At 66.1% G+C, this 14,502-nt stretch carries 11 protein-coding genes; 6 read left to right on the top strand and 5 right to left on the bottom strand.

Annotation, left to right across the window (positions count from 1 at the left end; translation table 11 throughout):
* Window positions 1-177: 177 nt before the first annotated feature.
* Window positions 178-1,233, bottom strand: a complete 1,056-nt coding sequence (locus ACSQ3P_RS27305) for an aldo/keto reductase (protein WP_436168591.1) — start codon at window positions 1,231-1,233, stop codon at window positions 178-180.
* Between the two features lie 117 nt (window positions 1,234-1,350).
* Window positions 1,351-1,956: an arylesterase gene (locus tag ACSQ3P_RS27300; protein ID WP_436168590.1), complete on the bottom strand. Its 606-nt coding sequence runs from the start codon at window positions 1,954-1,956 to the stop codon at window positions 1,351-1,353.
* Window positions 1,957-2,109: 153 nt separating this feature from the next.
* On the opposite strand from ACSQ3P_RS27300, the gene ACSQ3P_RS27295 reads away from it, so the two are divergent.
* The 4 genes from ACSQ3P_RS27295 to ACSQ3P_RS27280 all read left to right on the top strand — a co-directional run bounded on the left by ACSQ3P_RS27295 (window position 2,110) and on the right by ACSQ3P_RS27280 (window position 7,018).
* Window positions 2,110-2,811 carry an ABC transporter ATP-binding protein gene (locus ACSQ3P_RS27295; protein ID WP_436168589.1) on the top strand — a complete coding sequence of 234 codons (702 nt, stop codon included), beginning with the start codon at window positions 2,110-2,112 and terminating at the stop codon, window positions 2,809-2,811.
* 2 nt (window positions 2,812-2,813) lie between these two features.
* Entirely contained in the window at window positions 2,814-5,399 is a 2,586-nt protein-coding gene (locus tag ACSQ3P_RS27290) for an ABC transporter permease (protein WP_436168588.1), read from the top strand.
* Between the two features lie 217 nt (window positions 5,400-5,616).
* Entirely contained in the window at window positions 5,617-6,393 is a 777-nt protein-coding gene (locus tag ACSQ3P_RS27285) for a Bax inhibitor-1/YccA family protein (protein ID WP_436168587.1), read from the top strand.
* Between the two features lie 88 nt (window positions 6,394-6,481).
* Window positions 6,482-7,018, top strand: a complete 537-nt coding sequence (locus ACSQ3P_RS27280; RefSeq protein WP_436168586.1) for an N-acetyltransferase family protein — start codon at window positions 6,482-6,484, stop codon at window positions 7,016-7,018.
* Window positions 7,019-7,021: 3 nt separating this feature from the next.
* On the opposite strand, the gene ACSQ3P_RS27275 is transcribed toward ACSQ3P_RS27280, so the two are convergent.
* A complete protein-coding gene (locus ACSQ3P_RS27275) occupies window positions 7,022-7,390 on the bottom strand; it encodes a DUF2794 domain-containing protein (RefSeq protein WP_436168585.1) in 369 nt (122 codons plus the stop codon).
* A gap of 512 nt (window positions 7,391-7,902) precedes the next feature.
* Window positions 7,903-8,451 carry a peroxidase-related enzyme gene (locus ACSQ3P_RS27270; protein ID WP_436168641.1) on the bottom strand — a complete coding sequence of 183 codons (549 nt, stop codon included), beginning with the start codon at window positions 8,449-8,451 and terminating at the stop codon, window positions 7,903-7,905.
* Window positions 8,452-8,670: 219 nt separating this feature from the next.
* Here ACSQ3P_RS27270 and ACSQ3P_RS27265 point away from each other — a divergent pair, with 219 nt between their 5' ends.
* Window positions 8,671-13,518, top strand: coding sequence for an NAD-glutamate dehydrogenase (locus ACSQ3P_RS27265; RefSeq protein WP_436168584.1), 4,848 nt, complete (start codon window positions 8,671-8,673; stop codon window positions 13,516-13,518).
* A 12-nt stretch (window positions 13,519-13,530) separates the two neighbouring features.
* Window positions 13,531-13,734 carry a Trm112 family protein gene (locus tag ACSQ3P_RS27260; protein ID WP_310160099.1) on the top strand — a complete coding sequence of 68 codons (204 nt, stop codon included), beginning with the start codon at window positions 13,531-13,533 and terminating at the stop codon, window positions 13,732-13,734.
* Between the two features lie 165 nt (window positions 13,735-13,899).
* Here the strand turns inward: ACSQ3P_RS27260 and ACSQ3P_RS27255 are convergent, their stop codons facing one another.
* Window positions 13,900-14,448, bottom strand: coding sequence for a peroxiredoxin (locus tag ACSQ3P_RS27255; protein ID WP_436168583.1), 549 nt, complete (start codon window positions 14,446-14,448; stop codon window positions 13,900-13,902).
* Window positions 14,449-14,502 lie beyond the last annotated feature (54 nt).

Here is a 14,502-nt window from a genome sequence, read left to right as displayed (position 1 = left end):
GCAAGCACCGGCTTCGTCCACAAGGCAGCGTTGCTCACCCGTCATGCCCGCCCTTGTGGCGAGCACCCACGCCTTGAAACAGCTCGCGACGAAGGGCGCCGTCATGGTCGGAACAAGTGTTTAAACCAGGGACATGCCCGACCATGACGGCAAAACTGCGAGGGTCGACGACCCTCCTCAGGGGCAGGGATTGCCGACGAGCTGGTGGATCGCGTCGATCTTCGCCTCAAGCTCAGGCGAGAGCGTCACGCCAATCGAGCCGATGTCGGTCTTCAACTGATCCATCTTGGTGGCACCGATGATGTTAGCCGTCACGAAAGAGCGCGAATTGACGAAGGCCAGCGCCATCTGTGCCGGATCGAGCCCTGCCTCGCGGGCAAGCGCGACATAGCGCTTGATCGCATCCTCCGCGCCTGCCGTCTCATAGCGCTGTGCCCGATTGAACAGGGTGGTGCGGGCCCCGGCCGGTCGCGCACCGTCGAGATATTTGCCGGTGAGGAAACCCTGAGCCAGCGGCGAATAAGCGAGCAAACCGACATCCTCGCGGATGGCGACCTCGGCCAGCGCCGTCTCGAAGGTGCGATTCAGTAGGCTGTAAGCGTTCTGGATCGACTGCACGCGCGGGGCGCCGCGCGTTTCCGAATCGCGCACGAAACTCATCGTGCCCCAGGCGCTCTCATTGGAAAGGCCGAGATGGCGGATCTTGCCGGCCTTGATGACCTCGGCGAAAGCATCGAGCTGCTCGGCGATCGGCGTTTCGTCGGCCAGCTTTTCGAAGGCCGCCGTGCTGAAACGCGTCGGGTTCGAACCCCAGGGCATCGGCCGCTCGGGAAAATGGATCTGGTAGAGGTCGATATAGTCGGTCTGCAGCCGCGCCAGGCTCTTGTCGACAGCCTCGAAGATCTGCTTGCGGGTGACCCGCGTCGGGCCCTTGTCGTCGCGCAACCAGTCGCTGGTGCTGCGCCCCAGAACCTTGGAGGCGAGGATCACCTTGTCGCGATTGCCCCTGGCTTTGAACCAGCTGCCTATGATCCGCTCGGTCGAGCCTTGCGTCTCCGCCTTGGGCGGGATCGAGTACATCTCGGCCGTGTCGAAGAAGTTCACGCCCTGGTCGAGGGCATAGTCCATCTGCTCATGGCCCTCGGCTTCGGTGTTCTGCTCACCCCAGGTCATGGTTCCAAGGCAGATCACCGAGACCTTGAGATCGGTGCGCCCGAGACGACGATATTCCATGGCGATGCAACTCCGAGAAAAGACCGGCGAGCAGACGCGCGCCGCGAGGAAGGCAAAACGGAAAAGGCGGGCAAGACGAAAAAGGAGGGGAAGCGATTTTCGGGCCGAGAACCGCGTTCAGGATTTGGCGGGCAGCGTCGCCAGGAAGCGCTCGACCGTTGGCAGGATGCGCTGGACGATGACGCGGACGCCCTCTGGGGTGGGATGAAGCAGATCGGCCTGGTTCAGCGCGCGGTCGCCCGCGATGCCGTCCAGGAAAAACGGGTAAAGCACCAGTCCATGCGCCTGCGCAAGCCGCGGGAACATGGCGTCGAAACGGCTGGTGTAGTCCGTGCCGAGATTGCGCGGCGCATACATGCCCGCCAGCAGCACGGGAATGTTGCGCGCCTTCAACCGCGCGACGATCGCATCCAGCGCCTTTTCGGTGATCGCCGGATCGATGCCGCGCAGCGCGTCATTGGCGCCGAGCTCGAGGATGACACCATCGGTCCCGTCGGGAACCGACCAGTCCAGTCGCTCCAGCCCGCCCGAGGCGGTATCGCCGGAGACGCCTGCATTGCTGATCTCGACCTGAACGCCCTTCTGGCGCAGGGCTTGCTCCAGCACGGCGGGAAAGGCGGCGCTGCCGGGCAGGCCGTAGCCGGCCGACAGGCTGTCCCCAAACGCGACGAGCTTGAGCGGGCGTGGCGGTGTCTGGGCCATGGTCGCGACCGGAAGCAGCATGAGACAGAACAGAAAAACCGCGGCGAGCGATTGGACAAGCGCATGCGCACGCCCATATCGCCCCGGAACGGGGTGCGCTGCGGTACCGCCCCACTCGCTCCATGATGCGGTGCGAGAGGGTCTGATGGAACGCGAAGTCAGGATCATGTCACGATGAGCGAAAAGCCCGCCCCGGCGATCGAATTGCAGGATGTCCACCTTAGTCTGGGGCGTGCCGCTGCCCGCGTCCATATCCTGAAGGGTGTTTCTTTGTCGCTGCCCTCGGGCGAGGCGACAGGGCTCGTCGGCCCCTCCGGCTCGGGCAAGTCCACGCTCCTCATGACCATGGCTGGACTGGAGCGCCCCGATTCCGGCATCGTCAAGGTCGCGGGCCAGGATCTCGGCAGCCTGAACGAGGACGGCCTCGCTCTGTTCCGCGGCAAGCGCATTGGCATCGTCTTCCAGTCTTTCCATCTCGTCCCGACCATGACGGCGCGTGAAAATGTCGCGCTGCCGCTGGAACTGGCCGGCGCGACCGACGCCTTCGCCCGCGCCGAGGCGGAACTGCGCAATGTCGGCCTCGGCGATCGCATGGACCATTACCCCGCCCAGCTCTCGGGCGGCGAGCAGCAGCGCGTCGCGATTGCGCGCGCGGTCGCGCCCGATCCGGCGATCCTCGTCGCCGACGAGCCGACCGGCAATCTCGACGAAAACACCGGCCGTTCGATCGTCGATCTGATCTTCGCGCTCCGGCGCGAGCGCGGCGCGACGCTCGTCCTGGTCACGCATGACCTGTCGCTCGCAGCCCTTTGCGACAGGACGATCCGCCTGCGTGCCGGGTGCATCGAGGCCGATGCCGATCTGGCGGTCGCCTGATCATGCACGCAATCGTGAAGCCGCAAGCCCAGCCCCCCTCCCGCGCCGCCGGCGTTGCCCTGGCGTTGCGGCTCGCCTGGCGCGATCTGCGTGGCGGCCTGCGCGGCTTCGGCGTCTTCATCGCCTGCCTTGCGCTCGGCGTGATGGCGATCGCAGCGGTGGCCTCGGCTTCGCGCGGCCTGACCGAGGGCCTCTCCCGGGAAGGACGGCGCATCCTCGGCGGCGACGCCGCCTTCAGCCTGATCCACCGCGAAGCCAGCCCGCAGGAACTGGCCTTCCTCAGCTCCCATGGCGCCGTCTCCACCATCGCCACCATGCGCGGCATGGCCAATGCCGGCGAGAAGGGCGCGGCTCTGGTCGAGATCAAGGCGGTCGATGCGGGCTATCCCAGCATCGGCGCAGTCACGACCGAACCGGCAGCGCCGCTCCCGGATCTCCTGACTGAGCGCGACGGCGTCTTCGGTGCCGTCGCCGATCCGGTCCTGCTCGGGCGTCTCGACCTGAAGCCGGGCGACATCATCTCGGTTGGTGCCGCAAAGCTTCAGCTGCGCGCCAATCTCGTCTCGGAGCCCGACAAGATCGCGGCCGGCGTCGGCTTCGGCCCGCGCCTGCTGACGACGCAGGCCGCCCTGCGCGCCACCGGCCTGCTCCAGCCCGGCAGCCTGGTGCGCTGGACCTATCGCGTCATCCTGCCCGCCGCCGCCTCTGATGAAGCTTCGCTCGACGCGCTTATCGCAGCCGCCGGCACGCAGCAGCGCGAGGCGGGTTGGGAGATCCGCTCGCGCTCCAACGCCAATCCGGGCTTCCAGCGCAATCTCGAGCGCTTCACTCAGTTCCTGACGCTGGTCGGCCTGACCGCCCTGCTCGTCGGCGGCGTCGGCGTGGCCAATGCGGTGCGCCGCTTCGTCGAGGCCAAGAAGCTCGATTTCGCCACGATGAAGGCGATCGGGGCGACCGGCGGACGCGTCGTCGCGATCCATCTGACCGAGGTCATGCTGGTCGCCGCCCTGGGCACCGCAATCGGCCTCGCGCTCGGCGCAGCCGCGCCTTTCGCATTGGGCTATGCGCTTCAGGACATCCTGCCGCTGCCCTTCGAGCCGACCCTGGCGCCAGGCGAACTCGGCGTCGCAGCGCTTTACGGCATGCTGACGGCGCTGGTTTTCGCGATTCTGCCGCTCGGCCGCGCCCATGACGTGCCAGTCTCGGCGCTGTTTCGCGATCAGATCGAGCCGGATGCCCGCCGCCCGCGCCCGGTCTACATGGCGATCTTCGGCCTGGCGCTGGCCGGGCTCGTCGGCGTCGCGCTCGTCTTCGCCTATGACCAGCGCATCGCGCTGATCTACCTCGCCGTGATGGCCGGCATCTTCCTGCTGCTGCGCGCGGTTTCATGGGGTCTGATGGCGCTGGCGCGAGCCCTGCCGCGACCGCGCAATCCGAGCCTGCGCATGGCGCTCGCCAACAGCCACCGCCCCGGCGCATTGACGCCTTCGCTCGTGCTTTCGCTGGGGCTGGGCGTCGCCCTGCTTTCAGCCCTGGCCTTCATCAATGTCAGCCTGACGCGCCAGCTCACCCAGGCGCTGCCGGAGAAAGCCCCGAGCTTCTTCTTCCTCGACATCCCCAATGCCGAATCGGCGCGCTTCGACGCCTTCCTCGCCGAACAGCGGCCGGGCGCGGTGACCGAGCGCGTGCCGATGATGCGCGGACGCATCGTCAGCGTGAACGGGGTCAGGGCCGAGGACGTCAAGGCGACCGAGCAGTCCGCCTGGGTGCTCGACGGCGACCGCGGCATCACCTACGCCGCCGCCCTACCGGAAGGCTCGAAGCTCAGCGCCGGCGAGTGGTGGCCGGAGAACTACAAGGGCGAGCCGCTCGTCTCCTTCGACGCGCCGATCGCGGCGGGAATCGGCCTCGCGGTCGGCGACACGCTCACCGTCAACGTGCTCGGCCGCAACATCACCGCCCGCGTCGCCAATCTGCGCGCGGTCGAATGGCGCTCGCTCGGCATCAATTTCGTGATGCTGTTCTCGCCCAACACCTTCGCCGGCGCGCCCCACACCAACCTCGCCACGATCACGCCCGCCACCAATGCAAGCAGCGCCGACGATGCGAGCCTGCTGCGCAAGCTTGCCGTCGCGTTTCCCTCGGTGACCGCCGTGCGGGTGAAGGACGCGCTGGAGGCAGTCAGCACCATCGTCGGCCAGCTCGCCACCGCGATCCGGGGCGCATCGGGCCTCGCCATCGCCGCAAGCCTGCTCGTCCTGGGCGGCGCGCTCGCGGCCGGACAGCACGCGCGGCTCTATGACGCAATGATCCTGAAGACACTCGGCGCGACGAGGCGCTTTATACTTTCGTCGTACGCCCTTGAGTACGCTACGATCGGCCTCGTTTCGGCATTGTTCGGCGTTCTCGCGGGCGCACTGGCGGGCTGGGGTGTCGTCACGCAAGTGATGAAGATTGCATTCGTCAGTGATCCGACCGGCGCTCTACTGGCTGCGACTGCGGCAGTCGGCGTTACCGTCCTGTTCGGGCTTGTCGGCACGCTGCAGATACTATCGAAAGCGCCGGCTTCTCACCTGCGGAATTTGTGATGACTATCTGCCCCGGCTAACGATAGACATGAAACGGCCGCTGCATTGCATCATTCGCGCGCCGCGTTTCTATGCGGGCACCCGTCTTAACCATGACGCCCCCTTGTAAGCGCGGCCGATCCCCCTCATATTCGCGACATCGCCACGATTGTCGGCGATGATGGGTTTCGCGGAGGCGATATCCGTCTCCGGAATCAACGTCAGGGGAACTCGCTCGATGAGCAACTTCGACCGCAATGCTCCAGTCTGGGGTGCCGGCCGCGCACAGCAGACCAGCGCCGTCGAGATGGATCAGGGCCTGCGCTCGTTCATGCTCGGCGTCTACAACAACATGTCGATCGGTCTGGCCATCACCGGCCTCGCCGCGATCGGTATTTCCATGCTGGCGATCGCCGGCGTCTCGCCGACCGGCAAGGTTACGGCGCTGACGGCGTTCGGCCAGGCGCTTTATCTCAGCCCGCTGAAATGGGTCGTGATGCTGGCGCCGCTCGCTTTCATCATGTTCTTCTCGTTCAAGGCCGAAAGCATGAGCGCCGCGACGGCGCGCACCATGTTCTTCGCCTTTGCGGCGGTGATGGGCATCTCGATGTCCTCGATCTTCGTCGTCTTCACCGGCGAGTCGATCACCAAGGTGTTCTTCATCACGGCTGCGGCCTTCGGGGCGCTGAGCCTCGCCGGCTACACCACGAAGAAGTCGCTCTCGGGCATGGGTTCGTTCCTGATCATGGGCCTGATCGGCCTGATGATCGCCTCGGTGGTGAACATCTTCCTGGCCTCAAGCGGGCTGTCCTTCGCCATCTCGGCGATCGGCGTGCTGGTCTTCGCCGGCCTGACCGCCTGGGATACGCAGCGCCTGAAGGAGATGTATCTCTACTCCGACCTGGACACGGAATCGGCTGCGAAGCTCTCGGTGAACGGCGCTCTGTCGCTCTATCTGAACTTCATCAACATGTTCCAGATGCTGCTCTCGCTCTTCGGCAACCGCAGCGAATGATCTGATCGCCCCGATATGCGGGCGCATCGAGCCCCGGCCGCAAGGCCGGGGCTTTTCTTTTGGGCAGCCACACGGTCATCATCGGCGGATGACGACGCTTTCGATCCGACCGGCCCGCCCCGCCGATATTCCCGCCATTACGGCAATCTACGCTCAAGCCGTTCTGCACGGCACCGCCTCCTGGGAGATCGAGCCCCCCGACGAGGCCGAGATGCTGCGCCGCCAGGAGGCGATCCTGGCCGGAGGCTACCCTTATCTTGTCGCGGAGCGCGACGGGGCACTGCTCGGCTATGCCTATGCCGGAGCTTACCGCCCGCGCCCCGCCTATCGCGCGACCGTCGAGAATTCGATCTATATCGCCCCTGCCGCGCAAAGCTCGGGCGTCGGCGGTGCGCTGCTGGCGGCGCTGATCGAAGCCTGCGCCACGCGCGGCTTCCGGCAGATGATCGCGGTCATCGGCGACGGCACGGGCGCCTCCATCGGCTCGCGCCGCCTGCATGAGCGCGCCGGCTTCCGGCTCATCGGCGTGGCCGAGAAGGTCGGCTACAAACACGGCCGCTGGCTCGACCAGATGCTCATGCAGAAGGAGCTGGGCGAAGCCGACAGGGTGCCACCCTCGCTGTGAACCTCAGCTCACCACGCTCAGACGCTTGTCGACCACCCGCAGCACGCGGCCCAGATCGGGGCCGCGCTTGAGCACGAGCCCGGTCGCCGCCACGACGGAATAGGCGCCCTGCCGCTTGGCCAGTGCCGGGTCCTTGACGAAGCGATAAAGTGGTACCTCGGAAGAGCGGCGATAGACTGAGAACTGCGCCTTGTCCTTCAGGAAATCGATCGCATAGTCGCGCCATTCACCCAGTGCGACCATTCGGCCGTAGAGGTTCAGCAATTCCGCGAGTTCGCGTCGATCGAAGGTGACGGTGGGGGTTTTGGCCGGGCTGGGGAAGGCAATGACCCCGCCGGCCTGCTGCGATTGCGGCGTTTCGCTTTCGCTCATTGCGCCTCCCGATCGGCGACCGCCAGGTCGCCACGCTGTATGGCAGCCGATGATGCGCTTGCGATGCTGCGCTGGCAAGGTTCCCCAACGGCAAAGCATCGAAGGCCATCACAGCTTCGTCAGCTTTGCCGCATTTTCGCCCGAAACGGGACAAGCGACGGCCAAACTAGGCGGTTCAACTGAGCATGTTGCCTCGACGGCCCGGCCTGCTGATCTTCGGATTTGTCAGCCCCCCAGCCCCCCGGAGTTCGGATGGGCCGGGCCAATCGGTTCGAGGCTACCTCACGGCCGGCGGTATCCGCTGGCCGTTTTCTTTTGCCGTTTGTTTCTACGATTTACTGCATCGGCTCGTCCCGAAAACCGGCTCCCACTTTTCGGGCCGATGCTCTCGAGCAGGATGCGAAAAAGTGGGCACCGGTTTTTCGCATTGATCCTGCTCTCACTCTTAGATGAGAGACGGATTCAGATGTCTGAAGGGCTCACTATGTGATCCCATCAGACATCATCCGGCTCTAGCGCGCCTGGCCGTGATATTCGGCGTTGGGCCGCATATCGACCGCGGACGCCATGCGATTCGACATGTTGAAGAAGGCCGCGACCGCGCCGACATCCCAGATGTCGCGCTCGCCAAAGCCTGCCTTGCGCAGGCCTTCGCGATCGGCCTCGCCGATCAAATGCGGCGTCTCCGTCAGCTTGACCGCGAAATCGAGCATGGTGCGATGCCGTACCGAGAGTTCGGCCGCTCGGTAGTTCATCACCATCAGTTCGCCGAGCACCGGATCACCCGAAAGCTGGCGCACCGCCGCACCATGCGCAGTGAGGCAGTAATAGCAGCGGTTCACGCTGGAGACGGCAACCGCGATCATCTCCCGCTCCAGCTTCGACAGACCCGACGGCGCCAGCATCAGGTCGTTGTAGAACGTCGCAAAAGCGCTCAGCTTGGCGTCGTCATGGGCATAGGACACAAGCACATTGGGCACGAAGCCGAGCTTCTCCAGGCATTTGTCGAAATAGGCCTGATTCTCGGCCGAAAGCGTGCCAGGCGGCAGCGGCAGCGCCATCACCGCGGGTGGCGAATCCTGCTGCGCCGGAGCCTCGCCTACCTTCGGTTTGTCATGCTTGGTCGCCATGGTTCCTCCTGTCACGTCGTTTTGCCCGGACTTCGACAGGATCGGTCGAGTCAGGATCCGATTTGGCCTTGTCGCGACCTTAGTCACGGCGAAAGTTGAAAGGCCGCGCAGCCTATGTCATCGCTGCGGCAAAAGAACAGGGGGAGAAGCATGGCTAAGCGGGTAATGAATGCGACGGCTGCAGCCATCGCGGCGATCGAGGCTGCCGCCTCCCAGAGCGGTGGCGCTCTTCCCGCGGAGTTCGTGCGGCTGCTCTTCGGCCGCGTCGTCGCCGAGGATCTCGACGCCCTGCCACCGGCCATGCTCGCCCGCACCGCCATCGCCGCCTACGACCATCTGACAGCAGCCCGCGCGCCTGGGGCCATCAATCTGCGCTTCTACGACGAGAGTTTCGACAGCGAGGGCCGCGAGCGCCAGCTGACGATCCTCGAGGTCGTCAACGACAACAAGCCCTTCCTGCTCGATTCGACCCTGGCGGAACTCACCGACCAGGGTTTCGAGCCGCTCCTCGTCGCCCACCCCATCCTGGCGGTCGCTCGCGATGCGGAAGGCCGGTTCCTCGAGCTTGCCGGCGAAGCGGCAGGCCGCGCGCCGGAGGGCACTCGCCGCGAAAGCCTGATCCATATCCATCTCGACCGGATCGACACGCCCGAGGCGCGCGAGCGCCTGCGCAGCGCGCTCGACCGTGTCTATGCCGACGTCGGACTGGCTGTCGACGATTGGGCCGCGATGCGCGGGCGAATCACCGAAGTGATCCAGGCCTATCGCTCCAACCCGCCGCCCCTGCCGGAGGATGAGGTCAGCGAGGCGCTGCAATTCCTCGAATGGATCACCGGCGATAATTTCACCCTGCTCGGCATCCGCGCCTATCGCTTCCCGGGCGGCGATGCCGCCGCAGACCCGATCGAGGGCTCGGGCCTGGGGATTCTGCGTGACCCCTCTGTCCGGGTCTTGCGCAAGAACCGCGAAATGGTCGTGACCACGCCCGAAATCCGCGCCTTCCTGGCCAAGCCCCAGGCGCTGATCATCACCAAGGCCAACGTCAAGAGCCGGGTGCACCGGCGCGTCCATCTCGACTATGTCGGGGTCAAGCTCTTCACCTCCGACGGCCGGCTCGACGGCGAATTGCGCATCGTCGGCCTGCTCACCTCCAATGCTTATACCGGCAGCGCCCGCGCGATTCCCTATCTGCGCCTCAAGGTCGCGCGCGTCGCTCGCAATATCGGCTTCGATCCGGCGAGCTATTCCGGCCGGGCACTGATGAACGTGCTTGACGCCTTCCCGCGCGACGAGCTGTTCCAGATCGACTCCGTGACACTGGAAAGCTTCGCACTCGACATCCTGCAGCTGACCGAACGGCCGCGCATCCGGGCGCTGGCCCGTGCCGACGAGTTCGATCGCTTCGTCTCGATTCTCGTCTTCATCCCCAAGGATCGTTACGACACCACAGTGCGCCGCCGTGTCGGTGAATTCCTCGCCCGCATCTATGAAGGCCGCATCTCGGCGGCCTATCCGGCCTATCCTGAAGGTCCGCTCGCCCGCACGCATTACATCATCGGCCGCGACGAGGGCAGAACCCCCAAGATCGATCGCGCCACGCTCGAACGTGGCATCAGCGCGATCGTGCGAACCTGGGGCGACGGCCTCAAGGACGTGCTCGACCGGCAGAAGGCAGGGCCCGCCGCCCGTGCACTCGTCGAGCGTTATGCCGAAGCATTCGGCGCCGCCTATCGCGAGCGCTTCGAGGCGCAGGATGCGCTCGCCGACATCGACATCCTCCAGAAGCTGACCCCGGACCGGGGCCGCGCGGTCAGTCTCTACCGCCGCGAGGGCGACCCGACGACCCGCGCCAATCTCAAGGTGTTCTCGCGCGGCGCGGCGATCTCGCTCTCGGCCCGCGTGCCGGTGTTGGAGAATATGGGCTTCCGCGTCGTCAACGAGCGCACCTACAACATCCTGCCGCAGCCGGCTGCGAGCGAAGGCTCGGAAACCGCCGCTGTCTGGCTGCACGATATGACGCTGGAGCGCGCCGATGACGGCGCGATCGACGTCGAACGGCTCGACCCGACCATCGAGGCGGCGCTGATGGCGCAGTTCCGGGGCCTGGCCGAATCCGATCGCTTCGACCAGCTCGTCCTGGCTGCGGGGCTGGCCTGGCGTGAGGCAGCGCTGCTGCGTTCGCTCGGGCGCTATCTGCGCCAGGTCGGCGCACCCTATGCGCAGGACTACATCGCCGATGCGCTGACCCGCCATGCCGGCATCGCCTCGGGCCTCGTCGCGCTTTTCCTCGCCAAATTCGACCCGCGCATCGATGCGAAACAACGCGAGGCCCGTGTCGCCGCCGAGCGCGAACGCATCGAGACCGCGCTGAACGACGTCACCAGCCTCGACGAGGACCGCATCCTGCGCCGCCTCGTCAATCTGATCGATGCCGGCCTGCGTACGAATTTCTTCCAGATCGGCCCGGACGGACACCCGCGCAGCACGATCTCGATCAAATACGAATGCGCCAAGCTCGATTCGCTACCGCTGCCGCGCCCGCTCTACGAGATCTTCGTCTATTCGCCGCGTGTCGAAGGCGTGCATCTGCGCTTCGGCAAGGTCGCGCGCGGCGGCCTGCGCTGGTCCGACCGGCCGCAGGATTTCCGTACCGAGGTGCTCGGCCTGGTCAAGGCGCAGCAGGTCAAGAACGCCGTCATCGTGCCTGTCGGCGCCAAGGGCGGCTTCGTGCCCAAGCAGCTTCCCGCTCCCTCGGACAGGCAGGCCTGGCTGGCGGAAGGCACCGAGAGCTACCGCATCTTCGTACGCACCCTGCTCGAGCTGACGGATAATCTCGACGGCGAGACCGTGATCCCGCCCGCCGACACCGTGCGCCATGACGGCGACGACCCCTATCTCGTCGTCGCTGCCGACAAGGGCACGGCGACCTTCTCCGACACCGCCAATGCGCTTTCGCTGGAGAAGCACCACTGGCTCGGCGACGCCTTCGCCTCGGGCGGCAGCCAGGGCTACGACCACAAGAAGATGGGCATCACGGCGCGCGGCGCCTGGGAAGCGGTGAAACGCCATTTCCGCGAGATCGACATCGACATCCAGACCACGCCCTTCACCGTGGCGGGCGTCGGCGACATGTCGGGCGACGTCTTCGGCAACGGCATGCTGCTCTCACCCGCAATCAAACTGGTCGCCGCTTTCGACCACCGCGACATCTTCCTCGATCCCGATCCGGACCCGGCAAGGACCCTGGCCGAGCGTCAGCGCCTGTTCGATCTGCCGCGCTCCTCCTGGTCTGACTACGACAAATCGCTGATCTCTCCCGGCGGAGGCGTGTTCTCGCGGCAGGCCAAGAGCATTCCGCTCTCGCCGGCGATGCAGGCGCTGCTCGATCTGCCCAAGGCCGAGGTCACGCCGCCCGAATTGATGACCGCGATCCTGAAGGCGCGGGTCGACCTGCTCTGGTTCGGTGGCATCGGCACCTATATCCGCGCCACCGACGAAAGCGATGCGCAGGTCGGCGACCGCGCCAATGACGCGATCCGCATCGCCGGCGGCGATGTCAGGGCGAGGGCCATCGGCGAGGGCGCCAATCTCGGCGCGACCCAGCGCGGGCGCATCGAGGCAGCGCGCAAGGGCGTCAAGCTCAACACCGACGCGATCGACAACTCGGCCGGCGTCAACACCTCCGACGTCGAGGTCAACATCAAGATCGCGCTCGCCGGACCGGTCAAGGATGGCCGCCTCGCCGAGGATGACCGCAACGCGCTCCTGGCCGAGATGACCGACGAGGTCGGCCTGCTGGTGCTGCGCAACAACTATCTGCAGACATTGGCGCTCTCCCTCACCGAAGCGCAGGGGCAGGCGGCGACACCGGGCCTGCGACGTCTGATGCAGGCGCTGGAGGCCGAAGGGCGTCTCGACCGCAGCGTCGAATATCTGCCGAGCGACGCAACCATCGCCGAGCGCGAGAAACGCGGCGAAGGCCTGACGCGGCCGGAGCTTTCGGTGCTGCTCGCTTATGCCAAGCTTGCTCTGCACGACGCGCTTCTGGCCTCTCCGGTGCCCGACGACCTCTATCTGAACAGCGAACTGGTCCGTTATTTCCCGAAAGCGCTGCGCGACGGCTACGCGCCCGAGATCGCCGGCCACAAGCTGCGCCGCGAGATCGTCGCGACGCAGCTCGCCAACGCCATCGTCAATCGCGGCGGCCCGGCGATCGTGACGACGCTCGCCGATCAGACCCGCGCCGAGGCTCCCGCCATCGCCGCCGCCTATGCGATCGCGCGTGATTCCTTCGATCTGATCGCACTCAACGCTTCGATCGACGCGCTCGACGCGAAAGTACCGGGCAAGACCCAGCTCGGGCTCTACGCCGCCGCTCAGGAGCTGGTGAGCGACCGGATGAGCTGGTTCCTGCGCCGGGGCGTGGCCAAGCCAGGCGCGATCGAGCAGACGGTGGCGCGCTATGCCAAGGGCGTGAGCGCGCTCGCGGCCGAGCTCGAGACCCTGCTGCCAGAGGCCGCCGCCCAGGCTCGAATCGCCCGGATCGCGGTGCTGACGTCGGAAGGCGTGCCCGAGGTACTCGCGGCCCGGATCGCCAGCCTGCCGGCGCTCGCCCAGGCGACCGACATCGTCGATATCGCGGAGCGCACCGGACGCGACATCACCGAGGTGGCGCGGATTCATTTCGGAGTCGATTCGGTCTTCGGCCTGTCGAATCTGGAGAGCGCCGCCACCGCCGTGCCCGCCACCGACGATTACGAACGCCTCGCCCGCGAGCGCGCCGTCGAGACCCTGGTCGATGCCCATGCCGGCCTGACCCAGGAGATCGCAGGCGCGGCCAACGGCGCCGGCACCCTCGACGCCTGGCTCGACACGCGCGGCGCGGACGCCGAACGCACCCGCAACACGGTCTCGGCCATTGCCATGTCGGGCCTCTCCCTGCCAAAGCTGATGGTCGCGGCCGGCATGCTTGCCGATCTGCCCAACAAGCACAGTTGAACGAGACCCCGCATGACCGAGACCGGACCGGAACCGACCGCGACCCGCATCGACCCGAAGCTGCTTGAAATCCTGGTTTGCCCGGTGACCAAGACGACGCTCGAATATGACGCGGCCAGGCAGGAGCTGATCAGCCGCGCCGCCAAGCTCGCCTACCCGATCCGCGACGGCATCCCGATCATGCTGCCGGAAGAGGCGAGGCAATTGGAGGGGTAGAGCGTTTTCGAGCGAAGCGGATACCGGTTCCCCCGCGACAAACGCGAAGCGTTTGCGCGGAGAGAACGCGTTAGAACGAGGATTTGGAGCAATTGAACGATCCAATCAGATCGGAAATTGCTCTGGAAGCTGGCAATCCCGGAGCGGCGGCAGGCGCAAGATCCCTTACAGGGGGTTGGCCTCCAGCCACTCGATCACCTGCGCCGCGCTCTGCTCGGGCTGGCTGACGGGGTAGAACACGGTTTCGATCGCTCCGTCCCGCAAGACCAGCGTCAGGCGCTGGATCAGCCGCATGCCCGCGGCTTCGAAGGTCGGCAGGCCCAACGCCTCGGTCAGCGCGAATTGCGCATCGCTCAGCACGGCGAAAGGCAAATGCAGCCGCGCGGCCATGTCCTGCTGATAGGCCGTCGGCTGCGTGCTCAGCCCGAACACCGCCGCCCCGAGCGCAGCGAGTTCCGCATGATGATCGCGGAAGGTGCAGGCCTGAGGCGTGCAGCCCTTCGCGCCGGGGATCACATCCCATCCAGCCAGGGAGGGCTGCCCCGGCTCGCTGGTGCGGGGATAGCAGTAGATAACCGTGCGCGGGGACGGCAAAGCCGAAAGATCGACGCCGCCGCCTTGCGTCGAGGCCAGGCGAACCGGCGGCAGGGCAAGCCCCTTCAGGCGGTGGCACAGGGTGTCGTCCAGAACAGGCGTAACGGCAGCTTGATTCATCGAGTGGTCTCTCTGGAACAGGATGATGTGAGACGAGGCACCGCGTCGGGCCCG

Origin of the sequence: Allobosea sp. LjRoot9 (assembly GCF_964252745.1) — a bacterium.
Classification (GTDB): Bacteria; Pseudomonadota; Alphaproteobacteria; order Rhizobiales; family Beijerinckiaceae; genus Allobosea.
Note: the sequence above shows the minus strand (reverse complement) of the source record. Positions and strands in the feature narration are given on the sequence as shown.

Coding starts and splice junctions, on each gene's coding strand:
- ACSQ3P_RS27305 (WP_436168591.1), bottom strand. CDS start 1,233: ATGGAATATCGTCGTCTCGGGCGCACCGATCTCAAGGTCTCGGTGATC.
- ACSQ3P_RS27300 (WP_436168590.1), bottom strand. CDS start 1,956: ATGCTGCTTCCGGTCGCGACCATGGCCCAGACACCGCCACGCCCGCTC.
- ACSQ3P_RS27295 (WP_436168589.1), top strand. CDS start 2,110: ATGAGCGAAAAGCCCGCCCCGGCGATCGAATTGCAGGATGTCCACCTT.
- ACSQ3P_RS27290 (WP_436168588.1), top strand. CDS start 2,814: ATGCACGCAATCGTGAAGCCGCAAGCCCAGCCCCCCTCCCGCGCCGCC.
- ACSQ3P_RS27285 (WP_436168587.1), top strand. CDS start 5,617: ATGAGCAACTTCGACCGCAATGCTCCAGTCTGGGGTGCCGGCCGCGCA.
- ACSQ3P_RS27280 (WP_436168586.1), top strand. CDS start 6,482: ATGACGACGCTTTCGATCCGACCGGCCCGCCCCGCCGATATTCCCGCC.
- ACSQ3P_RS27275 (WP_436168585.1), bottom strand. CDS start 7,390: ATGAGCGAAAGCGAAACGCCGCAATCGCAGCAGGCCGGCGGGGTCATT.
- ACSQ3P_RS27270 (WP_436168641.1), bottom strand. CDS start 8,451: ATGGCGCTGCCGCTGCCGCCTGGCACGCTTTCGGCCGAGAATCAGGCC.
- ACSQ3P_RS27265 (WP_436168584.1), top strand. CDS start 8,671: ATGGCTAAGCGGGTAATGAATGCGACGGCTGCAGCCATCGCGGCGATC.
- ACSQ3P_RS27260 (WP_310160099.1), top strand. CDS start 13,531: ATGACCGAGACCGGACCGGAACCGACCGCGACCCGCATCGACCCGAAG.
- ACSQ3P_RS27255 (WP_436168583.1), bottom strand. CDS start 14,448: ATGAATCAAGCTGCCGTTACGCCTGTTCTGGACGACACCCTGTGCCAC.